The sequence below is a fragment of the Acinetobacter sp. BSP-28 genome (assembly GCF_044130285.1).
GTDB lineage: Bacteria > Pseudomonadota > Gammaproteobacteria > Pseudomonadales > Moraxellaceae > Acinetobacter.
The window spans coordinates 50434-75321 of record NZ_JBIQOB010000016.1 but is presented as its reverse complement, the minus strand read 5'-3'; the positions used below and the strand labels follow the sequence as shown (position 1 = coordinate 75321).

Sequence of the window (24888 nt, the reverse complement as noted above, 5' to 3'; positions counted from 1 at the left end):
TTAGCTATAAACCACGGTTGCTAACTCTTTTTGAAATTCCGGATGTAAATATTCTGTCGCCAAACGTTGTTTCCAGGTATTGACGATATCTGTATAGTCAATGTTCGAAGGATGAAAATCAGCTTTAAAATAGGCTAAATATTCAGGCAATAACTGTACGAACATTTTACCAATTAAATAGACTCCTAAAAAATTGCCAGCCACTTTAAGTATGCTTTTTTTCTTGTCCTGCCAAAATAACCGCGAGGCTGAATAGAAAGTTAAGCTGGCGAAGCCGGTGGTCACACTGCGCATGATCATACGACGCACTTTATCGTCACCATACACTTGCTGATAAACATCAAAAGCCACAGTACGATGCTCAATTTCTTCAATGGCATGCCAAACCCAGAGCTTAATTGTGTCTTTATCCAAAGTTGCCAAGATTTCAGGATGTCGCAAAATATATCCACCCAATAATGCGGTAAAATGCTCAAAGGCACAGGTAATCGCCAATTGGATTTTAGGATGTAGCCCTTTTACATCACTGTCTTTACGTCCAAGCCAAGCCTGAAAACGATCCAGATGATAATCATCACGGCGCCAAGCAGCATTGAAATCTGCATGTGCTTTGGAATGCATGGCCTCCTGTCCTATAAATACCGAAATTTGCGCCTGCAGTTTTTCATCTTTTACTTTATCGCGTACATTACGCACGCTATGGACAAAAAACTGTTCCCCTATGGGAAATGTGGAAGATAATGCAGTCAGTAAATGCGACATAATTGGAGAATTGGCAAAGTAATGCCGATGGATCGCTTGAGGATTGAATTGCGGTTTACGTACAGTCATCCCTATGGCTTTTGGACGATTTTGATATGATTTTTCTGCCGTCACTTGAGTCATGCTATTACCTTTTTAATCAATAGGCTTGTCAGCAAGTATGCAAACTATACCGCCATAGCTATATGGCAAGAATGCTTATTGGATTTGCGAAAAGGCTCATTTTAGAGTCCCCTCTCTCTAACTCTCTCCCACAGGGAGAGAAAGTTTTCTCAATTGATATCTGAGTTGATTCCCTCTCCTTTTAGGAGATAAAAATCCTCAGAATATATTCTGAGTTCGCAAAGGGTAAGTGTAAATTTCAAAAAATGAATACAATTTCTTTCAATCCTCCCCAACCCTCCTTTGAAAAAGGAGGGAGTTATTTAGGCAATAAAAAAACCCGCCGAAGCAGGTTTTTTATCAATGCTTAATTAGGTATTAAACATCAAGATAATCAAGGATACCTTCAGCAGCCTGACGGCCTTCCCAGATCGCGGTAACAACTAAGTCAGAACCACGAACCATATCGCCACCGGCAAAGATTTTCGGATTCGAAGTCTGGAATTTAAATTCTTGTTGTTCAGCTGCTACTACTCGACCAGAACCATCTAAATTGATGTTCGCACCTGTAAACCAATCTGCAGGACTGGTACGGAAACCGAAAGCAAGTAACACAGAATCAGCAGGTAAAATTTCCTCAGAACCTGGTACCGGTTCAGGACTGCGGCGACCACGGCTATCAGGTTGGCCTAATTGTGTGGTTACGAATTTAACACCTGTTACCTTACCATTTTCACCGACAATTTCGATTGGCTGACGGTTAAACTGGAACTCCACCCCTTCTTCGCGTGCATTTTTCACTTCACGGCGAGAACCTGGCATGTTTTCTTCATCACGACGGTAGGCACAAATAACTGATTCAGCACCTTGACGAATAGAAGTACGGTTACAGTCCATCGCTGTATCACCACCGCCAAGCACAATCACTTTTTTGCCTTCAACGCTGATGTACTCGCTTGGATCTTTTTCCCAACCTTGAGTACGGTTCACATTGGCAATCAGGAAATCAAGGGCATCAACAACACCATCAAGATCTTCACCGGCAAAACCGCCTTTCATGTAAGTGTATGTACCCATACCCATGAACACAGCATCGTAGTCTGCAAGCAGCTGATCAATGGTAATGTCAGTACCAATTTCAGTATTTAAACGGAATTCAACGCCCATACCCGCAAAAATTTCACGGCGACGTTTCATCACGTCTTTTTCCATCTTGAATTCAGGAATACCGAAAGTTAGTAGACCACCAATTTCAGGACGTTTATCAAATACGACCGGTTTAACACCGTTACGCACCAAGATATCTGCACAACCTAAACCAGCAGGACCTGCACCAATAATCGCGACTTTTTTATCTGTCCACTTTACGTGTGACATGTCTGGACGCCAGCCCAAAGCAAAAGCCGTATCGTTAATGTATTTTTCCGCATTACCAATGGTCACGGCACCAAAACCGTCGTTCAGGGTACACGCCCCTTCACATAAACGGTCTTGTGGACAGACACGACCACACACTTCAGGCAGTGTATTGGTTTGATGGCACAATTCTGCTGCCTGGAAAATACGGCCTTCCGCAATTAACTTTAACCAGTTTGGAATGTAGTTATGTACTGGACATTTCCATTCACAATAAGGGTTACCACAACCTAAACAGCGATGCGTCTGGTTTGCCGCAATTTCTGCTGTAAACGGTTTATAAATTTCCACAAACTCTGCTTTGCGGACAGTTAGATCTTTTTTCTCTGGATCTTGGCGTGCGACATCCAGGAATTGAAAGTCATTGTTTAGGCGCTCTGCCATGTCTCTCTCCGTGGGGAGGCGTGGTCGGTTTATTTATCCGCCACACCTGCCTATCAATCTGCAGTAGTGGAATTATTGTGGATCAGCTTTGGTTGTTTTCAAAAGCGTTTGCAAATTAGCAGCTTTTGGTTTTACAAGCCAGAATTTACGGCTGTAAAAATCAAACTCATTGCGGATCTTGTACGCCCAAGCACTACCTGTCTCAGCAATATGTTCATCCAAGATGCGAAGCAAGAATTCTTGATGCTCTTCCATCGCCTCTGTCGAAATACGGTTGAGCTCAATTAACTCATGGTTGTAATGGTCAACGAAGTCGTTATCCAAATCAAGTACATAAGCAAAACCACCGGTCATACCTGCACCGAAGTTGTGACCCACTTTACCCAGTACAGTCACAATACCACCAGTCATATATTCACAGCAGTGGTCGCCCGCACCTTCAATCACAGCGAATGCACCTGAGTTACGTACTGCAAAACGCTCACCGGCTGTACCTGCAGCAAACAGTTTACCGCCAGTCGCACCATATAAGCAGGTGTTACCAATGATTGCTGTTTCCTGAGTCTGGAACGGCGAACCTTTAGGTGGGAAGATCGACACGCGACCGCCCGCCATACCTTTACCGACGTAGTCGTTGGCATCACCTTCAAGTTTAATATGCAAACCACCGGCGTTCCATACACCTAAAGACTGACCCGCAGTACCTGTTAGATTGACTTTAACAGGATGCGCTTCCATGCTTAAGTTGCCATAGCGGCGTGCAATTTCACCAGAGATACGCGCACCAATTGAACGGTCACAGTTACCAATCGTGAAGTTATATTCACCGCTGACACCCGCTTCAATCGCTGGCAACATTTCTGCTACCATTTTCTCAGCCAAGATACCTTTGTCAAATGGTGCATTACCTTCAACCTGGCAATATTGTGCCTTGCCTTCAGCTGCAGGGTGTGATTCCAACAATGCACTCAAGTCCAAGTGAGCATGTTTATCCGTTTCACCTGGCAACATTTCAAGCAGATCAGTACGGCCAATCAAGTCTTTCAAGCTTGCAACACCCAGTGCTGCCAGCCATTCACGCGTTTCTTCCGCAATGAAGTGGAAGAAGTTAATCAACATTTCAGGCTCACCAATGTAGTGTTCCTGACGTAAATGATCCTGTTGAGTTGCTACACCGGTTGCACAGTTGTTCAAGTGACAGATACGGAGGTATTTACAACCCAATGCAATCATTGGCGTTGAACCAAAGCCAAAGCTTTCTGCACCTAAAATTGCCGCTTTCACGACATCCAGACCTGTTTTCAAACCACCGTCGGTTTGTACACGAACTTTACCACGCAGGTCATTCACGCGAAGGGCTTGATGCGCCTCACTTAGACCCAATTCCCATGGCGAACCGGCATGGTGAATTGAAGATAATGGAGAAGCCGCTGTACCGCCGTCATAACCGGAAATGGTAATGAAGTCGGCATAAGCTTTCGCAACACCTGCAGCAATAGTTCCCACACCCGGTTCAGAGACCAGTTTCACAGACACCATCGCCTGAGGGTTGACTTGTTTCAAGTCAAAGATCAATTGTGACAAATCTTCAATTGAGTAGATGTCATGGTGCGGTGGAGGTGAAATCAGGGTCACACCTGGAACCGAGTAACGTAAACGTGCAATCAAGCCATTTACCTTACCACCCGGTAACTGACCGCCTTCACCCGGTTTTGCACCTTGCGCCACTTTAATCTGCAAGACTTCTGCCGAAGTCAGATACGCAGGGGTTACACCAAAACGGCCTGAGGCAATCTGTTTGATTTTCGAGTTACGGATAGTGCCATAACGTGCTGGATCTTCACCGCCCTCACCCGAGTTGGAACGACCGCCAATGGTATTCATGGCAATGGCAATCGCTTCGTGCGCTTCAGGAGACAATGCACCCAAAGACATCCCGGCAGAGTCGAAACGCGGCAGAATGTCTTCTACAGATTCCACCTGATCCAGTGGAATTGAATTATCTGTTTTCAGTTTCAACAAGTCACGAATGGTTGCAACCGGACGTTTGTTCACCAATTCAGCATATTCTTTAAAGTCAGCGTATTCACCTGAACGAACCGATTTATGCAGGGCATTAATCACATCCGGGTTAAAGGCATGATATTCCTTGTCGAATACGAATTTCAGCATACCACCCTGATCGATTGGCTTACGTGATTTCCACGCAGTATCAGCCAGTTTTTTCAGGTCATTTTCAAGGTCGGCAAAAGTAGCACCCTTAATACGGCTTGGTACACCTGTGAAGCATTTATTGACCACTTCGTCAGATAGACCAACGGCTTCGAACAACTGGCCACCACGGTAAGAGGCAACTGTTGAAATACCCATTTTAGACAGGACTTTCAACAAGCCTTTCTCAATCCCTTTACGGAAGTTCGCCTGTGCATGAATCGGATCACCCAACAATTCGCCTTTGGCAATCAGGTCATTGATGACGTCATAAGCCAGGTAAGGATAGATTGCAGTAGCACCAAAGCCCAAGATCACTGCAAATTGATGCGGATCACGCGCCAGACCGGTTTCAACGATAATGTTGGCATCGGTACGCAGACCGACATTGATCAGGTGGTGATGCACCGCACCTGTTGCCATAAGCGCATTGGCTGGCAAGAAACCTTGACGGATTTTCTTGTCGGAAAGTACCAGTAAGGTTTTGCCGTCACGAATCGCTTGAGCAGACTCTTCACAAATACGTGCAATTGCCGATTCCAGACCTTCATTTTCTGCATAGTTCAGGTCGATGTCAGCAATTTCATAACCTTTACGACCCAGGGTACGAATCTGATGCATTTTCGAATTTGAAAGCACTGGGCTGGAAATGATCAGACGGTCTGCATGTTCAGGACTCTGTTCAAATACGTTTTGCTCGCGACCCAAGCAAGTCTCTAAAGACATGACGATCGATTCACGCAATGGATCGATTGGCGGATTGGTGACCTGAGCAAACTGTTGACGGAAGTAATCTGATACATGGCGTACCTGACGAGACAATACCGCCATTGGCGTATCATCACCCATTGAACCTACAGCTTCCTGACCGCTTTCTGCGATTGGACGAAGCAACTGGTCACGCTCTTCAAAAGTCACCATGAACATTTTTTGTGAGGCTTTGAGCTCATCGCCTTTCAAGCCCTGATCACATAAATATTCTTCAAGCTCTGGGCTACCTTGAACACGCACAGAGTTTTCACGCAACCATTCACGGTAAGGACGCATTTTTTTCAAATGGTTGCTGACATCTTTGGTGTCTAGCATTTTACCAGTGAAGGTATCAATCACCAAAATCTGACCCGGGCCTACACGTCCCTTAGAAATGACATCTTCAGGCTCATAACCCCAAACACCAATTTCTGATGCCAGCGTGATATAACCATTTTTAGTGATGACCCAACGTGCAGGACGCAAGCCATTACGATCCAGCATACAGATGGCATGACGACCATCTTGAATCACCAGGCCTGCCGGGCCATCCCAAGCTTCCATATGCTTAGAGTTGAATTCATAGAATGCACGCAGGTCAGCATCTAAAGTTTCAACGTTTTGCCAAGCCGGTGGAACCAGCATACGCAGTGCACGGAACAAGTCCATACCGCCACCGACAAGAATCTCAAGCATGTTATCCAGGCTTGAAGAGTCTGAACCGGTACGGTTCACAATCGGGTTAAGATCGGTTAAACCTGGCAATAACGGATTTTCGAATTTTGGTGTACGCGCCATCGCCCAGTTACGGTTTGCAGTAATGGTGTTGATTTCACCATTATGCGCCAGGTAACGGAACGGCTGTGCCAATGGCCAACGCGGCAAGGTATTGGTAGAGAAACGTTGATGGAACACCACAATATGAGATTCCAGGCGTTCATCCGCCAAATCGGTATAGAAATCAGCAATTGCGGCAGGCATCATCAAGCCTTTATAGCTGATCACTGTAGAACACAAAGTCGTTACATAGAACGATGGATCATTGTTTAACTGCTGTTCTGCACGACGACGTGCCAGGAACAATTTACGGTTAAACTCAACCTCAGTCACACCCATCGGGCAATTGACAATAATCTGTTCAAATGCAGGCAAAGACTGCATTGCAATTTCGCCAAGCGCATCATTATTGGTTGGAACAACACGCCAAGCGAGAACTTTAAGACCTTCCAATTCAATTTCTTTGGCCAGTACTTGTTTAGAATGTGCAGCAATTGCCGGGTCTACATTTAAAAATACGGTACCGACAGCAAAAATTTCACTTAAAGTGATATCACTGAGTTTTTTGGCTTCTTCACGGAAGAATTTTTTCGGCATTGCCAAAAGCAGACCACAACCATCCCCTGTCTTACCATCTGCGGCAATACCACCACGGTGTGTCATGCAGCTAAGGCTGTGCATAGCGGTCTTGACGAGATCATGGCTTGCATCACCCTGCATATGGGCGATTAAACCGAAACCACAGTTATCTTTAAACTCATCCGGTTGGTATAAACCTTGAGCGGGAGCTACAGTATTAGGCGATGGCATGTGCATAGCGTACCCTTCTTTCAACATGGCCCATAAAGCGGGCATCTAACAATCAAATATCTTCTTTGCGATTTAGTCCAATTCACTCACATCAAGATTAATGTTGAGCAAAACTTCTTCATCCTGTCTAAGATAGTCTGATTTTAATCTTTGTACATGGATGAATTGCAAAAAATGTTTTGCTTCGTTTACGCACTCTTTTAAAGCAGGTAAATTTGACAATTTCGCACACTCATTGAATCTTTTCGCGCCAAAACAGGGACATTAACTCAATTCATGCACCAATAAAGCAAAAAATATGCCAATTTAAAAATTAGAGTGCTAAATGTTTTAAATATAGAAATATTAAAATTTCATTAACTTTAGAGTAATTTTCAAGAAACATATTTCGCACTATATCTGTGCATATAAATAATTTTATAACTCAAATTGCTCTATTTTAGAACTATATTTTCAGTTAAATGGGTCATTAATTTCTTGTTCGGGAATTCTGTTTCCGCTTTGTTTCGGTGCAGCCTCAACACCTGAATGGGATTGCTGGACATCTACAACATTGCCTTGTTCATCACGTCGGGTTACTGTGGTTGTCGTGGTCGCATTTGCAGGATTGGTCTCCGCTACACTTGGCTTAGGCTTAGGCTTAGGCAAAGCCAACATGCTTTCATCCACTTTTGGCAAGGGTACAGATCTGAGATTCACCGCATACAGCTTATTGTTGGTGCCCATTTCATCCGCACCCATGTCATTCACTAAAGAAACATAATTTTCAATATCCTGCACTTTAGGCTGAACAGTCTTGGGCAATGGGAACGCTAATTGTTCTAGCACACGTTTTGCTTCATCTTGATTTCGATATACGCCATAAAGAAGTACATATTGTTCTATCTGGTTCTCACCACTCAGGCGTATATAAAAAAAGTTCTTGCGGTCAGATTGTTTTTTTAAAAAACTGCGGATCACGTCATCTTTAGTTGTCCGGAATAATTCGATGGTGCTTGCAAATTTATTATCATTAATAAATTTGCTGCCACGAAATTCCGGCTCATAACTTCCCGTAGTCACCACCCGTGTGGTCATTTCCAAAGGACGCACCTCTTCCTGAAGTGCACCTAGCAGGCTGGTTGCAGCCACCTTTTCCGGTTGAATTTGTAGCTCAGATGCAGTTTCAGCAGACTTTTCCACCTCAACCAAAGCATCACTGTCAGTCATCGCCCAAAAAACAAGTGCTGCAAACAGACACACCAATCCACACACCAGCCAAATATAGTTTTGAATGCGTTGCCATTGTGTACGGAGGGTTGCCATGACTTATGCCTTTTCTTGATTCGCTAAAATCGCCTGTTTCATCAATTCCACATCAAATTCTTTGCTAATCACGGCCTGTCCGAGCGATTTCATCAGGACCAGACGCAACTGCCCATTCAGCACTTTTTTATCATGCGCCATATAGGCAAGAAATTGATCCAGGGGAATAGCTGGGCATTTTACTGGCAAATGAGCACGTTGAATGATTTTTTTTGTACGTTCCAGATCTTCGAGTGAAATCCAGCCCATCCGTTGTGACAAATCAGCCGCCATCACCATACCCGTAGCCACTGCTTCTCCATGCAACCAAACCCCATAGCCCAAGTAAGATTCAATCGCATGACCAAAAGTATGACCTAAATTCAACAAGGCACGTTCGCCTTGTTCTTTTTCATCATTGGCTACAATACGTGCTTTATGGGCACAAGATTTATATACGGCTTCGGCCAGTAATTTCGCATCTCGTGCAACCAAACCATCCATATTTTGCTCAAGCCAGACCAAGAAATCCCGATCTCCAAGCAAGGCATATTTAATCACCTCTGCCAGACCCGCAGATAACTCGCGGTCAGGTAAGGTCGAAAGCTGCGACATATCAGCAAGTACGACTTGAGGCTGCTGAAAAGCCCCAATCATGTTTTTACCGAGTGGATGATTGATACCGGTTTTCCCGCCCACACTTGAATCAACTTGTGACAGAAGCGTAGTCGGCACTTGAATAAAGTAAACGCCGCGCTGGAAACAGGCAGATGCAAAACCTGCCATATCTCCAACCACCCCACCGCCCAATGCTAATACCGTGGCATCACGGTTAAATCCGGCTTGCAGCAAAGCATCAAAAATCAGGTTCAAGTGTTCAATATTTTTATATTGTTCACCATCAGGCAAAATACATGTTGCGACTGTTTTTCCCAAATGCTCGATTGCCGTCACGTAATGTTCCAGATACAAAGGCGCAACCGTGGTATTGGTGACCACCATGACCTGTTTTCCGCGAATATACGGCTCAAGTAAGGATTGAGGATCTAAATCACTGCCAATAAAAATAGGATAGCGGCGATCACCAAGTTCAACATGTAAAGTTTGCATGAAATTAAAACCGTTAATTAGACTAGCTTTGTTTCTTGAGAAACAATCATATGTAAGATTTTTTGCGCTAAATCCCGAGCAGCACCCTGATTTGTCTCAATAATATAATCTGCAATTTCACGATATAAAGGATCACGAACTGCCAATAAATCACGTAACTTTTGCTCAGGATTTTCAACTTGCAGTAAAGGACGGTTTTTATCCCGATAAGTGCGCTGTAATTGAATTTCGACAGGAGTATAGAGGTAAACAACGATTCCGCGCTGTTTTAAGAATTCGCGATTAGGCAACTGGGTTACTGCCCCACCACCGGTTGCAACAACCAGCTGTGAACGGGCAGTGAGCTCATCAATCACCATTGTTTCTCGGTTACGAAATCCCTTTTCACCTTCTTTTTCAAAAATCCAAGGAATTGTCGCACCTGTTTTACGCTCAATTTCCTGATCGCTATCAAGAAACTCTCGTCCCAACAGTTCCGCTAAATGACGACCAACAGTTGTTTTCCCAGCCCCCATTGGCCCTACCAAATAGACATTTGGCAGGGTTTCAAACTCATTGCTTGGCAAGGAGTCACCTATTTATTTTGTTAAATTCAAAATATATTAATGATTTCTTGAAACACTGTCATTAACAATTCGCGGTGTAACAAAAATCAATAGCTCTCGCTTATTGTCCGACTTCAAATCTTTACGGAACAAACGGCCTAGGTAAGGAATATCACCCAAGAATGGTACTTTGGTTTGCTGATTTAAAGTTTCCTGTTCAAAAATACCACCCAATACTACAGTTTCACCATTATCCACTAGCACATTTGTAGTGATTTCATTTTTGTTTAAAATAATTTCACCATTTTGTGCATAGCCTGCTGGGGAATCACTCTTGATATTAAGTTTCATCTGTACTTGACCATCAGGAGTGATACTTGGGGTCACATCCAAACTCAGCAATGCTTCTTTGAATGAAGTTGTAGCTGTAGCATTTGAACCCACTCCAGTTGTAGCCTGATATGGAATTTCTTGACCAGAAGCAACTTTTGCGGCTTGTTTGTCAGCAGTTAGCACTTTAGGAGTAGAAATAACTTCACCATAACCATCAGCTTGCAATGCAGAGAGTTCTAAATCCAGCATGAAATCTGAAAGGCTAATTAAGCCAAATGCTATACGGCTTGCACCAGCAGTGGTGACGCCTAAATCTACATTCAGATTGTCTGGACGCTGAATCGTATATTTACCGTCATCATCCGGTGTTTTTAAATCCCATAAAGTGGTGTCACTACCGCCAACCAGTAAATCACTATTCTGATTGATGCCCTGTGACAAGATCCCCCACTTCACACCCATCTCTTTAGTAAAGTCAGTTGTTGCACGAACTATACGAGCTTCAACCATCACCTGTTTTACAGAAACATCCAATAAATCAATCATCTTACGGATTTGATCTACTTTCTGTGAAGTATCATTAATAATTAAAGTATTAGTACGAGGATCAACAGAAACAGTACCTCGAGGACTAAGTAGGCTTCCTACGCTATCCCCTAAAGGATCAGCTCCTGACCTACCAGAATTACCTGATCCAGTTGAAGCATTGTTACCTTGAGTAATTAATTTTTCTATATCAGTGGCTTTTGCATAGCTGAGCTGAATATATTCAGTTTGTAATGGTGCCAGCTTCACACTTTGCGCCAGGGCCTTGGCTTCTTCCTCTTCCGCCTTAATCAGTTCTGATACCGGCGCAATCCAGATCACATTCCCATTACGGCGCTTATCCAGATTTTTGGTTTTTAAAATGATATCAAGAGCCTGATCCCATGGAACATCTTTTAAACGCAGGGTAATATTGCCTTGAACACTATCTGCAGTCACCATGTTGATGCCGGTGAAATCTGCCAGTAATTGCAATACACGACGTACTTCAATGTCCTGAAAATCTAGTGAAATCTTTTTACCTGTATAAGCATTTGCCGCCTTAGGTTTTAATGGGTTTTTATCTTCAGGACGTTTTAAGCTGATGGTCAGTTTGTTATCCGTCTGATAAGCCATATATTCATAGCTGCCAGAAGTCTGAATGGTAATCACGCCATTGCCGCCGTCATTGGTAGCATCGACCGTAGATACGGGGGTTGCGAAATCATTCACATTTAAACGACGTGCCAAGTGTGCTGGAACTTTATTACCTAAAGCTCGCACCACCACTTTACTGCCTTGTTGTTGTACATCTACCGGAGTATTGCTTCCTAATAAATCTACAACAATTTGGCCTTCACCCTGACTACCGCGCTGGAAACCAATATTGGAAATACCTTGCGCAGTTTTTTGAACGGAAACTTGCTGAGAGGCAAATGCATTCGCAGCCGCAGAATTAATTTTTAAAATAAAAGTATTGCCTTCAACACGTGTGGTAAAAGCACCTGCATCAGCCAAATTCACAGTTAAACGTGAACGTTGGGCATCAGAACTCACATCGACGGAAGTGGCTTCTTTCGTTGCAACCGGAATACTATTTTGTTTTAAATTTTGTTGTGCTTTATCAAAATCAAGAATTAAGCGTGATGGCTGCTCTAGCTGGTAAGCCTGCGGTTGTGGTGGCAAACCATTAAACATGACACGGATTTCTGTACCTTGGCCTGCAATCTGCATTGGCACAATATTGGTCATACTCACTTGTGCATTTGCAACCTGCATGATCGCAATCGCAACAGCACCCATAGAAAATTGACGAAACAAATGGTTCATTGTATTGCCATCCCCAAATATAAAATCTTTAAAACTATTATTCATTTTTATTCCTTTTAAACTTAAGGCGCTGGTCCAAGTAATACTAGACTTCTTGGACGTTCTACGTATCCTTCTCGCCCATCTGGAACAATTTCCACGAGATCAATCTGTGTAGGCGTAATATTGATCACACGACCATGATTCATACCCATATAACTGCCGCGCTGGATTCGCTCAATTTCACCATCCGGGGTCTGAATCAACGCCAGGATCTGCCCAGACTGGTTACGCATACTTCCCTTCATATTCAACGATTCAATTGCATAACTTTCTAAAGGTTGCAATTGACGGGATAAATTAGGATAGACACGTTTTCCTGACATAATTTTTAATTCAGCAGCCAGTGAACTCGGTAAAAAAGGACTTTTAAGCTGGTGTGCCGCATAATCAAATGTTGGTACAGGTGGAAAAACCGGTGCAGGTTCAATCGGTAATGGAGGTTGATTGCGAATATTGGCCATTTGTTCATTCACGGCATCAATACGCGAATCACAACCGACCAGCAACACACCCAGCATCAGACTTAGAGAGATTTTTTGCATTTTCATTACTGTGTCCCTCCAGCCGTAGCAGTTGAGTTAGTCCCTGCAGCTTGCGTTTCTTCCGCTTGAGCATCAGCAGCACCAATATAACGATATGTTTTTGCTTTAACGTTATAATTCACTTGAGGAATATCAGATTTTTTCTCTTTATTTTCTGACGCCGTAATTTCAAAATCATGCAAAGTCACAATACGTGGCAGTGCAGCAATTCCGCTCACAAAAGAACCAAAAGCATGATAATCACCGGTTGCTTCAATCGCAATTGGCTGTTCAATAAAGAACTCTTGTTTTATTTCATTTTCTAAACGGATATTTTTGAATTTCAAACCAGAATTCACACCAGTGACGTTGATATCTTCAACCAGTCCTGGAATTTCAGTTTCCTTAGGCAATTGCTCCAACTGCTGATTAAAATTCGCCTCCATTTCTTGTAACTGCGCTTGCAACAACTGCAAATTGCGAAGTTTGGAATCTTTTTCACGAAACTCATTAAGCAGATTTTGCTCTTGAGCAGCAGCATTGGAAATATCTTCCAGCTTACCTTTAATGGTTAAAAAATAACCAATAACACCAATCGCCAGTACAATTGCAATCCAACAGGTGATTTTGACGGATAAAGGCCAACTTCCGTAGTTATTCATATCCAAAGTATTGAACTGCTGAAGAAACTTATCCAGCGTCATTTTCTTTTTAGGGACCACAGCCTCATTTGGATTTACTTCATCAAATTCATCGAGACTCATTGTGCTGCCTCCACGGTTGAATTAGCTGTATTGGATTGCGCTTGTTGTTGTGCTTCTGGTGCAGCAGGTTGGGCGATCTCATCTAAGTCAGCAGTCACCACAAATGAACCATAGCCTTCTTCAATACGCGGAATTACTGAGCTTGGCGCTTTATCTTTTTTCTCTTCAACCGCTAAAAAAGAATTCATGAAAGCGTTGCGATACCAGGCAGATGCTTCTAAATTACGCAAAAACTCTGCCACAGTATTTGGACTTTCAGCTCTGCCTTCAATGGTGAATTTATCGCCTGTACGCACAAATTTGGTAATGTACAAATTAGCTGGCGTAACACGAACCAGTTCGTCAATCAGACGCACCGCAATCGGACGTTGCCCTTGCAAGCCTTGAATCAGTTTCATACGCTCAATAATAGCATTGCGCTGCGCTTCCAAACCTTCCAGAGATTTTAATTGCACATCAAGATTTTGATTAGTGCTGGTAATCAGCTGATTGGCCTGTTCCTGGTCTTCAAGTTTATGGTCATAATAAAACCATGAGGATGTAACCGCCAAAGCGCCAATGAATGCAGCCCCAATACAAATTGCTATAAATTCTTTTTTTCGTTTCTCTCTTAGCTCATCACGCCAAGGGAGTAAGTTAATTCTTGCCATTAATCAAAACTCCTCAATGCCAGACCACATGCCACCATGAGCGAGGAAGCATCATTCTCTATTTTTTTAATATCGATTTGTGGAGAAAAACCCATTTGCAAAAATGGGTTGGCAATCGTGACGCGATAACCCAGTTTTTGTTGTAGTAATTTCGCGAGTCCTGGAATATTGGCATTCCCGCCAGCCAATAAAATATGGTCAATCTCATTAAATTGTGAAGATGAGAAGAAGAACTGCAACGATCTTGCCGCTTGCTGAACCACCGCTTCCAAGAAGGGTTCTAAAACTTCAACATCATAGTCATCTGGCAATGAACGGCTTTTCTTGGCACGGCCCGCTTCTTCAAAAGACAGACCATAACGATTTTGAATTTCCTGGGTCAACTGTTTCCCGCCAAACACCTGCTCTCGCGTATAAATCACTTTATTATTTTGCATCACAGATAAGGTCGTCATGGTATGACCAATATCTAAAATACCGACGGTATTCACACCCATAGGCAAAGTATCGGAAAATACTTTATAGGCATTTTCGATTGCAAAACTTTCAACATCTGCAGTTTTAGGCGTAAGGTTCGCTAGTTCCAGTACTTCAGCACGTGCTTCCACATTCTCAAGACGAGTTGCAACTAAAAGTACATTGACCCGATTCGGATTGGCTAAACGATCCGGCAATACTTCAAAATCCAGACTGGCTTCGTCTAGAGGAAAGGGAATGTATTGCTCTGCATCCATACGGATCTGGACTTCACGTTCGTCATCCGTCATATCTGCATCCATTTCAATGGTTTTGGTAATCACCAGTGAAGTCGGGATTGCAAAAGCTGCAGCTTTGGATTGCGTATTGGCAAGATTGAGTGCTCGTTCTAACGCGTCACCCACTGCTTCTGGGTTTAAAATATTTTTTTCAACAACACTACCTTCAGGTAAAGGAACCAGCGCATAGCTTTCAACCCAGTACCTGTTACCGCTCTTAACAGAAAGTTCTAACAATTTAACAGAAGTAGAACTAATATCTACTCCTACTAACCCCTTATTCGGCTTACGATATAACCTGAGCACAATATAATTCCTATTATTTTTTTATCCCCAATAAAAGTAACCTACTAATCAGTGTTGGTCTATAATTTTATACAGATACAATAACTCATCTAACAATCTGTATGTGTAAAGGCTATACTGACCGCCAATTAGTTTGCCATTAGCTCTTATTAAAACTTACTTGTTATGAAAAAGCTATCACGTTCGGGCCATGTTCATCCATTTTTTTTGATCATAATTATAGTTTTGGTCTCAATTCCGATGGGATTTTATGGCATGTATCTCTATATTGCCCCATCCCTTCCCAAAATGACCACCTTAAAAAAGGCACCGTTATTAAAACCTTTACAAGTTTATAGTGCTGATAATGAGCTTATTGCGGAGTATGGCGGAAAATTATCTGTTCCTGTGGAATACAAACAGATTCCAAAACCCTTTATTTCTGCCTTTCTTGCTGCAGAAGATTCATCCTTCTTTGAACATAGCGGAATCAGTTTTAAAGGTTTAGGACGTGCGATGAGTGAAACCATCACTGGTTCCAACGTACAAACCGGTGGTTCAACTATTACCATGCAGGTGGCAAAAAACTATTACTTAACGCCTGAACGCACGCTAAAACGCAAACTGACTGAAATTTTCCTGGCCCGAAAAATTGAACAGAACCTGACCAAGGAAGAAATTCTCACCCTATATGTGAATAAAATTTTTCTGGGTAAAAATGCCTACGGAATTGCTGCAGCTGCAAAAATTTACTACAACAAAAATCTGGATCAGCTCAGTATTGCGCAAATGGCCATGATTGCAGGCTTGCCCAAAGCACCTTCCAAATACAACCCGGTGGTTAATCCTACCCGTGCACTAGAACGCCGCAACTGGATTCTGGGTCGTATGTTGCAGTTGGGTTATATCAATCAGGCTCAGTATAAACAGGCCATTGCTGAACCGATTAACCTCGATATGCCAGACCGCGGCATCAATAACAAATTTCCTTATGTAGGGGAAATGGTACGTTCAGAATTAGTGGAAAAGTTTGGTGAACAAGCAATTGATTCTGGTTATAAAGTTTACACCACGATCAATAGCCAGCGTCAGGCCTTCGCAGAACAATCGGTACAAGAAGGCCTCGAAGCCTATGACCGCCGACATGGTTGGAGAGGTGCCGAGGCACATGACAAACCCTTGAGCGAATTCATGGCGTATGCAAATACCTACCCTGCCAAGGTGATTAAAGTCGAGAAAAACTCTTTTGAAGCATTGATGCAAGATGGCTCTACCGTGACTGTTCCCTGGTCAGGCATGTCTTGGGCTTCTCCCTATCGAAATGCCAACAGCATAGGCCCTGCTCCGCGCACAGCTTCACAAATTGTTAAAGTGAAGGATATTATCCGCTTACGCCCCAATGACAATAAGGCTTCTTGGGCACTGGTGCAGATTCCTAAAGCTCAAGGGCAACTGATTGCAATCAACCCGAACAATGGCGCAATTGAAGCCATTGTTGGTGGATATAATTTTTATCAGTCCAAATTCAACCGCGCCTTACAAGGCTGGCGCCAACCGGGTTCCACTATCAAACCCTTTGTCTATGCCTTGGCACTTGAGCGTGGTATGACACCCTACAGCATGGTCAATGACAGTCCGATCACGATTGGAAAGTGGTCACCGAAAAACTCCGATGGCCGTTATCTTGGTATGATTCCTTTACGCCGTGCCTTGTATTTATCACGCAATACGGTATCCGTTCGCCTGCTGCAAACGGTGGGCATTGAGCGCACCCGACAGTTATTAATGGATTTCGGTTTACATGAAAATCAGATCCCGCGAAATTACACTATTGCTCTAGGCACACCACAAGTTCTTCCAATTCAAATGGCCACAGGCTATGCCACCTTCGCCAATGGCGGTTACCGCATTCAGCCACATTTTATTGACCGTATTGAAGATGCCTATGGCAAAGTAATTTATCAAAGCAATCCAGACTATGCCTGTATTTCCTGCATCAATCAAAATGATGAAGAAACAACATCCGCAGAACCGGTAACACCTGATGATGAAGTAATTAACGTCACCAATCAGATGCTACCAGAAGAAAAAGAACTAGCCCAACTTAAGCTGGATGAAGCACAAAGCCAATACCGTCAAGCACAGCGTATCTTAAAATCAAGCTCTGCCTATGATATGGCCAATATTCTGCGTGATGTAATTCAGCATGGTACCGGACGTGCTGCGCTTAGAATTGGTCGTGATGATATTGGCGGTAAAACAGGAACCACCAATGATGCCAAAGATGCCTGGTTTGCAGGTTTTAATGGCAAACTGGTGACTGTGGCATGGGTCGGTTTTGACCAACCGACCACGCTAGGCCGCCGTGAATATGGTGGTGTTGCCGCATTACCAATCTGGACCAACTTTATGGGTAATGCCTTAAAAGGCACACCGGCAGCTTGGGTACATTTTGACAAAAATGCCAAAGCACCGGCCAATCGTAACCAGACGATTACTGTAGGTGAACCCGACCAGACAGATCGCTCCTCTCCACCTCTGGCCCGCCCATTGTATCGTCCGGCACCTGTGACCCCTGCGCGGGCACCGGAACGTGACTTTGACGACTTGCCGGGAGAAGAAATTCTTGTTCCGGATAATGCCAATCCTCCAGATATGCAAAAACAAAACAGCAAACCGGATGCTCTGGATAATCTGATTGATGTATTTGAATAGCATAATAAAAAGCCCTCGACTGAGGGCTTTTTAATGCACTTATTTTTTAAGATTTCTTTTTAAACAGATAAATCTGAAATTGTGCTTTTAACTCGAATTGTTCGAGTTGTTCTAATGTCTGACGTCGCTCTGGCTTAGCTTTGTAGGCATAAGGCGTCATGGCAATCAGATTTTTTAAATCCGCTTGCGACAAGGTAAATGGAGCATCCACCACACTTTCCTCCACCAGCTCAAAAGCGTCTTCCAGCTGAGCGACAAATTTATGCGGCTCATGCGGATTGACTTCTTCAAAAAGCGCTTCACGCATGGCATATAAATGCTCTTTCGCCGGGGTCACCACCATCAAATAGGCATGCGGTTTAAGTACCCGTAATATTTCCTGTTTCGGAATCGGACTAAATAGACTACTACATAAATCAATTGAAGCATCCAGTACCGGCAAGGTCGCTCCCGTACCTACCACCCAGGTCATATTTTTATTCAGTTTTGCAGCCACCTGAACCGCATTTTTAGCAATATCCACACCGACACATTGCAGCACTTCCGCTTGCATGGCATTAGTGTAATAACCTTCACCACAGCCAATATCCAGCAGATTTTCAATGCGTAACTCGCGAATTTTTTCAACTACTGCCTGCTGTAAAGGCGCATAAAAACCTGCACTTAAAAATGCACGACGGGCTTGCACCGATTCGGGCGTATCGCCTGGATGCTTACTATGCTTGTGTTGTACCACATGCAGATTGACATAGCCTTGTTTTGCTACGTCATAACTATGCTGATTTGCACAGCGCCAGGTTTTCTCGTTCAGGTGCAATGCCTCACGACATACAGGACACATCAGCAGATTCATTCTTTTCTCCAAAACCTAAAAGTGCAATAAAAAGAGCCGGCAAATGTGGGAGCAAATGCCGGCTCTTTTGCAAAGATTTGCTTAACGTAATTTTAAGGTCATTAAACCCAATACCACCAGCATAATCGTAATAATCCAGAAACGGATCACCACCTGAGTTTCACGCCAGCCTTTTTTCTCATAATGGTGATGCAGCGGTGCCATCAGGAATACACGTTTGTTACGCATACGCAGTGAACCAATTTGCAGGAACACGGAAATGGCTTCAACCACAAATACCCCGCCCATAATCGCAAACACGATTTCCTGACGAACCATCACTGCAATTGTACCCAGCATCGCACCTAATGAGAGTGCACCGACATCGCCCATAAACACTTGCGCAGGATGTGCGTTATACCAAAGGAAGGCCAAACCGGCACCAATCATCGCTGCACAGATCACCACAAGTTCAGATGAATATTTCACATACGGAATATGCAGATAATTGGCAAAACGGATATCACCGGCAAGATAAGCAAACACCCCTAAACCTGCCGCCACAAGAACGATCGGCATAATCGCCAGACCATCCAGACCATCGGTCAGGTTCACCGCATTGGATGCACCGTTAATTACCAGATAGGTAAAGATAATAAAACCAATCCCCAACGGAATTGCAGACAATGGAATCGTCAGGTTTTTAAAGAACGGAATCAATAAATCCAGCATGTTGCTGGTGTGTACAGGATTGACCTGTTGAGTGGCAATCACATACAGGGCAATACCCGCACCTAACGAACCGACGGAAGTCCAGAAGAATTTCTTTCGTGCAGGTAGACCGGCATTGTCTTTATAACGTACCTTAATCCAGTCATCTGCCCAACCGACGGCACCAAAAATCACCATCACGCTCAATACAATCCAGACATAAGGATTAGATAAATCAGCCCATAACAGGGTTGAAATACCAATTGATAGCAGGATCAAGATCCCGCCCATGGTAGGGGTTCCCATTTTCTTGGCGTGACCTTCAGGAGCAAAAGAACTTACGGCCTGTCCGTATTTTAAAGCTTGCAGCTTACGGATCATTACCGGACCCAAAACCAGTCCAATGGTCAATGCGGTTAAGACACTGAGCAGCGCACGTAATGTTAAATAACGGATCACGCCGAACGAGCTATTGTAGCCAGCCAGGTGTTCAAATAACCATAACAGCATTAAAGTTTCTCCATCAAATCAGCCATCAATGTTTCCATGTGGGTATAACGAGAACCTTTAAACAGGAAACTCATGGATTGAGGTTGATGTGTTTCAATTAAACCAATTAAGAAAGGAAGGGCTTGTGCCTGGGTCAGGAAGGCCTGCAGTTTTTTGCCATACTGGGTACTCCGCGCCCCTTCTTGGGTAGCCGGAGCAAATTCACCTACGGCAACGACGAAGTGAACTCCCGGTACCGAAACCAGGTCACGCCCCAGCATATAGTGTTGCTGTGCAGCACTTGCGCCTAATTCGCCAATATCACCAATCACCATTACTTTGACGCCTTCCTGTTGCGCCAGCACTTCGGCTGCAGCACGCATGGACGTCGGATTGGCATTGTACGTATCATCAATAAACAAATGTTTTGCAGTATGAATAAAGTTCAAACGGCCTTTCGCGCCTTTCGCCTGCTCCAAACCGGTCACAATATCATCCAGCGTAACACCAATCGCCAAGGCAAAAGCTGTCGCAGCAGTAGCATTCTGCACATTATGTTCACCGGCAAATGGCAGATTGATCTGACGCATGCCTTGTGGGGTATTTAAAGTAAAGTGAGAAGATTGTGCTTGCAACTCGATGTCTGTTGCATACACATCACCACCTTGCCCAAAACTCAAGACTTTTTCAGTCTGTACTGCCTGACGAATCGGGTCAGCAAAATCATCCGCAGCAGGAACAATCGAAGTACCTGTTGGGGCAATATGCGCATAAATTTCCGATTTTGCCCGACAGATACCATCGCGTCCGCCAAACTCACCTAGATGCGCAGTACCAATATTGATAATCCCGGCCACATGCGATTGTACCAGATTGGAGGTGTAATCAATTTCACCTTGATGGCTGGCGCCCAATTCCATCACTGCATATTGGTGTTCCGCACGCAGCTCGAGCAGCATCATCGGCACACCCAAATCGTTATTCAGGTTGCCGCGGGTAATCAAGGTCGGGGCAAGACGGGATAAAATACTGCCGAGCATTTCTTTGGTGGTGGTTTTACCACTACTGCCAGTCAGGGCAATCACTTTTAATTGTGGATTTTGCGCACGGCGATAAGCCCCGAGCTGCCCCAATGCCAATCGGGTATCAACAACTACAAGCTGACAGATATCAGCATCCACTGGATGGCTGACAATCGCGATTTCACAGCCTTTACCTGCCACTTGAGCAACAAAGTCATGCGCATCAAAACGCTCACCTTGCAGGGCAAGAAAAGCATCCCCTTTTTCCGCAAAACGCGAATCAGTCAAAATTCGTTTGATTTCGCCTTGAGGTACTTTGTCATTCAACCAGTAACCTTGAGTAGCGTCAGCAAGTTGAGCTGCTGTCCATGGCTCTAAAGGCACTGTACTGGTGGTTGATGTATGCATGATGATTTCCTATTGCGCAGGATAAGCTGAATCTGGTGAGTGATGTTGTGCATCAATGGCTGCCTGCACTTCAACCACATCATCGAACCAATGACGTACGCCATCAATTTCCTGATAGTTTTCATGCCCCTTACCGGCAATAATCACGATATCACCCGCCTGAGCCTGTTTCACTGCAAATTTAATCGCTTCACGGCGGTCATGAATTTCATGTACTTGATGCTTTGAAAAATCAATTCCGGCTTTCATGTCAGCAAAAATCTGTTCTGGGTCTTCGGTTCGCGGGTTGTCAGAAGTGATCAGCGAAACATCGGCATGATCCAAGGCAGCCCGGGTCATCAGCGGGCGCTTACCACGGTCACGGTCACCGCCACAGCCAAATACCGCCCATAAATTTTTCGATACATGGCGTTTTAAGGTGGTCAGTACCTGAATCAGGGCATCGGGCGTATGAGCATAATCCACTACAAACAGACGCTCGCCATCACGGATCACCTGCATACGACCCGGCGCACCTTTCAGTTGCGGTGCAACTGCAATCAAATCGGTCAGCTTAAAGCCAGCCTGCTCCGCAGCAATCAGACTTGCCACAATATTTTCCACATTAAAATGACCAAGCAAGGGACTATTTACTTCAAATTCGCCCTTTGCAGTGATCAGTTTAAAGCATGCGCCGCTTAAACTATATTGAATATTTTCAACCCGATAGTCAGCTGCTTGCGTGATTGAGTAAGTGAGGATTTTCGGTTGGGCTGGATTTGATTTTGCAGCGTCAAGCATGACCCGCGCATGCTCATCATCCATATTGATAATCGCCACTTTCAAGGTAGCAAATTGGAATAATCGCGACTTCGCTTCGGCATAGGCTTCAAGCGTCCCATGATAATCCAGATGATCACGACTCAAGTTACTATAAGCCGCAATTTCGATATCGCAGCCATTCAAACGTCCCTGTTCCAGACCGTGCGAGCTGGCTTCAATCGCCGCAAATTCAGCTCCGGCCTGTGCATATTCATGTAAGGCATTTTGTAGCTGCAGGGCATCCAGCGTGGTATGCGAAGAGGCTTCCAGATTCGGTAAAATACCGTTACCGGTGGTTCCCATCACGGCGCATTTCTTGCCTTGCAACATCAACAGTTCAGCAATTAAACGCGAGATGGTGGTTTTACCATTGGTTCCGGTCACTGCAATAATGCGCGCGGCATCGACTGGTTGGCTGGCCTGCAAATATTGTTTTTGCCACTGTCCCATCACATGACGGACATTCGCTACCACAATGCTATTTTCCAGCCCCAGATCCGTTTCACTCACTACTGCCAAGGCACCCCGTGCCAAAGCGGATTGGGCAAATTGCAGCGTTTTTTCAGGCTGAGAAAAACTAGTCAGGGCAATAAAAATTTGCCCTGCTTCAACTTTACGACTATCTAAACTAAAGCCAGCGAATGGCTTGCTCATCCATCCAGTGGTTTTCTCAGTACTGTAGAGATCTTGAAATGTAATCGACATTCATCACCTGTTACTGGATTTTGGGAGTATCTAAAGGTTTATCTAAAGGCACGTTCATCAAACGTAAGGATTCTTGCATCACACGTGCAAATACCGGTGCTGCCACCAAACCACCGTAATATTGTCCTTTCGGATTTTCCACCACAATGACTATCGCCAAACGTGGATCACTGACAGGTGCCATGCCGGCAAACAGCGCACGATATTCATTGTCTGAATACCCCTTACGGTCTGCACGTAATTTATGTGCTGTCCCGGTCTTACCTGCTACACGATAACCTGGAATATTCGCCTGCTGTGCTGTACCGCCAGGCAAGGTCACCGCTTCCATCATCAACAAAACCTGTTCGGCAATTTTTGCATCGACAATTTGCTCGCCCTTAGGTGGCTGCTCCAGTTTGTACAAGCTTAAAGGCACCTTCACGCCTTTATTGGCAATCATGGCATAGGCATCAGCAATTTGCAGTACCGTCGCATTCAGGCCATAACCATAAGCCATGGTGCCCACTTCCGAGACGTTCCATTTGCTTGGCGGCAAAATCAGACCCGCACTTTCACCCGGGAACTTAACCGCTGAACGTTGTCCAAAGCCCACGCGTTTATAAAAAGTCGGCAAGGTCGCATACGGCAAGGACAATGCAAGTTTTGCAACACCGACGTTAGAAGATTTCTGAATGATGCCACCCAAAGTCAGTGCGCCATAGTTATGGGTATCTCGAATGGTATGGTTACCAATGCGCATACTGCCCGGCGAAGTATTAACGATGGAGTTCGCAGTATATTTGCCACTTTCCAGTGCCATCGCCACAGTCAGCGGCTTCATGGTCGAACCCGGCTCAAATGAGTCAACTGCACCGCGGTTACGCATGGCATCTTTATTGGCTAAACTTTTTTTATCGTTCGGGTTATAAGATGGCCAGCTGGTCATGGCCAGAATTTCACCGGTTTTGACATCCACGGCAATAGCAGTGGCAGAACGTGCATTATTCGCTACCCCTGCAGCAGTCAATTCGCGGTACAGAATATATTGCAGACGCGAATCGATACTTAAGGTGATATTTTCCCCAGCTTCAACTTCCTTAATAATTTCAGGATCTTTAAAACGGTTGCCTTTTTTATCCCGCACAATCTGCTGTTCGCCATCATGCCCAGATAAAGCCTTATTCAGCTGCATCTCCAGACCTTCAATCCCCATGCCTTCACTGTTGGTCAAACCAATAATCTGTGCATTAGGCTGCGGCTGCGGATAGTAACGTTTATAGTTTTTCTCGGTATAAACACCCTGAAACTCACGTTTCGCGATCAGTTCGGCTTGCTGGGGTGGAATTTCTTTTTGCAGTACCAGATAACGTGAACGAGGCTTATCGTTCATTTTCTTTTTCAGCTCGGCACGGTCCATCCCCACTGCATCGGCAAGCTCATCCAGATTGAGGTTTTTATCGGGTAGCTGGCGTTTCAGTTTGCGGTTATTGGGATCTTTAGCCAGTTCGGCTGTAATCTCATCAAACAGTTTTTTGGTTTCAAAATAGTCACGCGGATCAATCACCACCTTCATGACCGGCGTACTGATGGCCAAAGGCACACCATGGCGGTCATAGATCACGCCACGCATCGCCTTGACTTTTTCCGTTCTCAAAATATTGGCATTGGCCTTATTTTGCAAAAAGTCCTTGTTGATCACCTGTACATAAAATGCACGACCCACCAAAGCCAAAAAGCACAGTAAAACCACACTCCACATCAGATAAAAACGCCACATATCTACGCTAAGGGCATTTTTCTCGCTAATCGGCTGCTGCTTTTTGCGTGTTGCCTGCGTTGTTCTTTTGTCCACCATAATTACAGCTAGC

The 24888-nt window shown here is 44.4% G+C and carries 17 protein-coding genes; 1 reads left to right on the top strand and 16 read right to left on the bottom strand.

The window, feature by feature from the left end; genetic code table 11:
- From ACE01R_RS12420 to ACE01R_RS12370, 11 genes are all read right to left on the bottom strand, one after another.
- Positions 1 to 885 carry a metal-dependent hydrolase gene (locus tag ACE01R_RS12420; protein ID WP_395551524.1) on the bottom strand — a complete coding sequence of 295 codons (885 nt, stop codon included), beginning with the start codon at positions 883 to 885 and terminating at the stop codon, positions 1 to 3.
- Positions 886 to 1242: 357 nt separating this feature from the next.
- The gene (locus tag ACE01R_RS12415) at positions 1243 to 2664 is read right to left on the bottom strand and encodes an FAD-dependent oxidoreductase (protein ID WP_395551523.1); all 1422 of its coding nucleotides are present in this window, start codon (positions 2662 to 2664) and stop codon (positions 1243 to 1245) included.
- 72 nt (positions 2665 to 2736) lie between these two features.
- Positions 2737 to 7212: a glutamate synthase large subunit gene (gene gltB / locus ACE01R_RS12410; RefSeq protein ID WP_395551539.1), complete on the bottom strand. Its 4476-nt coding sequence runs from the start codon at positions 7210 to 7212 to the stop codon at positions 2737 to 2739.
- 453 nt (positions 7213 to 7665) lie between these two features.
- Positions 7666 to 8517 carry a hypothetical protein gene (locus ACE01R_RS12405; RefSeq protein ID WP_395551521.1) on the bottom strand — a complete coding sequence of 284 codons (852 nt, stop codon included), beginning with the start codon at positions 8515 to 8517 and terminating at the stop codon, positions 7666 to 7668.
- A gap of 3 nt (positions 8518 to 8520) precedes the next feature.
- Positions 8521 to 9606, bottom strand: a complete 1086-nt coding sequence (aroB, locus tag ACE01R_RS12400; protein WP_395551520.1) for a 3-dehydroquinate synthase — start codon at positions 9604 to 9606, stop codon at positions 8521 to 8523.
- Positions 9607 to 9623: 17 nt separating this feature from the next.
- On the bottom strand, positions 9624 to 10172 hold the full coding sequence (gene aroK, locus ACE01R_RS12395; RefSeq protein ID WP_092820202.1) for a shikimate kinase AroK: 549 nt from the start codon (positions 10170 to 10172) through the stop codon (positions 9624 to 9626).
- A 36-nt stretch (positions 10173 to 10208) separates the two neighbouring features.
- Positions 10209 to 12338 (bottom strand): type IV pilus secretin PilQ, encoded by a 2130-nt coding sequence (gene pilQ, locus ACE01R_RS12390; protein WP_395551519.1) that lies wholly within the window; start codon positions 12336 to 12338, stop codon positions 10209 to 10211.
- A 62-nt stretch (positions 12339 to 12400) separates the two neighbouring features.
- Positions 12401 to 12928: a pilus assembly protein PilP gene (locus ACE01R_RS12385; RefSeq protein ID WP_092820204.1), complete on the bottom strand. Its 528-nt coding sequence runs from the start codon at positions 12926 to 12928 to the stop codon at positions 12401 to 12403.
- A complete protein-coding gene (locus ACE01R_RS12380; protein WP_395551518.1) occupies positions 12928 to 13665 on the bottom strand; it encodes a type 4a pilus biogenesis protein PilO in 738 nt (245 codons plus the stop codon). Before ACE01R_RS12380 ends, ACE01R_RS12385 begins: the two co-directional genes overlap by 1 nt.
- A complete protein-coding gene (locus tag ACE01R_RS12375) occupies positions 13662 to 14315 on the bottom strand; it encodes a PilN domain-containing protein (RefSeq protein ID WP_395551517.1) in 654 nt (217 codons plus the stop codon). The genes ACE01R_RS12380 and ACE01R_RS12375 overlap by 4 nt, the downstream gene beginning before the upstream one ends.
- Positions 14315 to 15376, bottom strand: a complete 1062-nt coding sequence (locus ACE01R_RS12370; RefSeq protein WP_395551516.1) for a pilus assembly protein PilM — start codon at positions 15374 to 15376, stop codon at positions 14315 to 14317. Before ACE01R_RS12370 ends, ACE01R_RS12375 begins: the two co-directional genes overlap by 1 nt.
- Positions 15377 to 15541: 165 nt before the next feature.
- Here ACE01R_RS12370 and ponA point away from each other — a divergent pair, with 165 nt between their 5' ends.
- The gene (gene ponA / locus ACE01R_RS12365; protein ID WP_395551515.1) at positions 15542 to 18070 is read left to right on the top strand and encodes a penicillin-binding protein PBP1a; all 2529 of its coding nucleotides are present in this window, start codon (positions 15542 to 15544) and stop codon (positions 18068 to 18070) included.
- A 46-nt stretch (positions 18071 to 18116) separates the two neighbouring features.
- Here ponA and ACE01R_RS12360 read toward each other — a convergent pair whose 3' ends face one another.
- The 5 genes from ACE01R_RS12360 to ftsI all read right to left on the bottom strand — a co-directional run bounded on the left by ACE01R_RS12360 (position 18117) and on the right by ftsI (position 24875).
- Positions 18117 to 18923, bottom strand: a complete 807-nt coding sequence (locus ACE01R_RS12360; RefSeq protein WP_395551514.1) for a putative RNA methyltransferase — start codon at positions 18921 to 18923, stop codon at positions 18117 to 18119.
- Between the two features lie 81 nt (positions 18924 to 19004).
- Positions 19005 to 20123, bottom strand: a complete 1119-nt coding sequence (gene mraY, locus ACE01R_RS12355; RefSeq protein ID WP_395551513.1) for a phospho-N-acetylmuramoyl-pentapeptide-transferase — start codon at positions 20121 to 20123, stop codon at positions 19005 to 19007.
- Positions 20123 to 21532 (bottom strand): UDP-N-acetylmuramoyl-tripeptide--D-alanyl-D-alanine ligase, encoded by a 1410-nt coding sequence (gene murF / locus ACE01R_RS12350; protein ID WP_395551512.1) that lies wholly within the window; start codon positions 21530 to 21532, stop codon positions 20123 to 20125. The genes mraY and murF overlap by 1 nt, the downstream gene beginning before the upstream one ends.
- A gap of 9 nt (positions 21533 to 21541) precedes the next feature.
- Complete coding sequence (locus ACE01R_RS12345; RefSeq protein WP_395551511.1) at positions 21542 to 23038, bottom strand: UDP-N-acetylmuramoyl-L-alanyl-D-glutamate--2,6-diaminopimelate ligase; 1497 nt, start codon at positions 23036 to 23038, stop codon at positions 21542 to 21544.
- A 10-nt stretch (positions 23039 to 23048) separates the two neighbouring features.
- On the bottom strand, positions 23049 to 24875 hold the full coding sequence (gene ftsI / locus ACE01R_RS12340) for a penicillin-binding protein PBP3 (RefSeq protein ID WP_395551505.1): 1827 nt from the start codon (positions 24873 to 24875) through the stop codon (positions 23049 to 23051).
- Positions 24876 to 24888: the final 13 nt, after the last annotated feature.

Bases quoted from the DNA above. Each gene is read 5' to 3' on its own strand.
- ACE01R_RS12420 (WP_395551524.1), bottom strand. From the start codon at position 885: ATGACTCAAGTGACGGCAGAAAAATCATATCAAAATCGTCCAAAAGCC.
- ACE01R_RS12415 (WP_395551523.1), bottom strand. From the start codon at position 2,664: ATGGCAGAGCGCCTAAACAATGACTTTCAATTCCTGGATGTCGCACGC.
- gltB (WP_395551539.1), bottom strand. From the start codon at position 7,212: ATGCCATCGCCTAATACTGTAGCTCCCGCTCAAGGTTTATACCAACCG.
- ACE01R_RS12405 (WP_395551521.1), bottom strand. From the start codon at position 8,517: ATGGCAACCCTCCGTACACAATGGCAACGCATTCAAAACTATATTTGG.
- aroB (WP_395551520.1), bottom strand. From the start codon at position 9,606: ATGCAAACTTTACATGTTGAACTTGGTGATCGCCGCTATCCTATTTTT.
- pilQ (WP_395551519.1), bottom strand. From the start codon at position 12,338: ATGAACCATTTGTTTCGTCAATTTTCTATGGGTGCTGTTGCGATTGCG.
- ACE01R_RS12385 (WP_092820204.1), bottom strand. From the start codon at position 12,928: ATGAAAATGCAAAAAATCTCTCTAAGTCTGATGCTGGGTGTGTTGCTG.
- ACE01R_RS12380 (WP_395551518.1), bottom strand. From the start codon at position 13,665: ATGAGTCTCGATGAATTTGATGAAGTAAATCCAAATGAGGCTGTGGTC.
- ACE01R_RS12375 (WP_395551517.1), bottom strand. From the start codon at position 14,315: ATGGCAAGAATTAACTTACTCCCTTGGCGTGATGAGCTAAGAGAGAAA.
- ponA (WP_395551515.1), top strand. From the start codon at position 15,542: ATGAAAAAGCTATCACGTTCGGGCCATGTTCATCCATTTTTTTTGATC.
- ACE01R_RS12360 (WP_395551514.1), bottom strand. From the start codon at position 18,923: ATGAATCTGCTGATGTGTCCTGTATGTCGTGAGGCATTGCACCTGAAC.
- mraY (WP_395551513.1), bottom strand. From the start codon at position 20,123: ATGCTGTTATGGTTATTTGAACACCTGGCTGGCTACAATAGCTCGTTC.
- murF (WP_395551512.1), bottom strand. From the start codon at position 21,532: ATGCATACATCAACCACCAGTACAGTGCCTTTAGAGCCATGGACAGCA.
- ACE01R_RS12345 (WP_395551511.1), bottom strand. From the start codon at position 23,038: ATGTCGATTACATTTCAAGATCTCTACAGTACTGAGAAAACCACTGGA.
- ftsI (WP_395551505.1), bottom strand. From the start codon at position 24,875: ATGGTGGACAAAAGAACAACGCAGGCAACACGCAAAAAGCAGCAGCCG.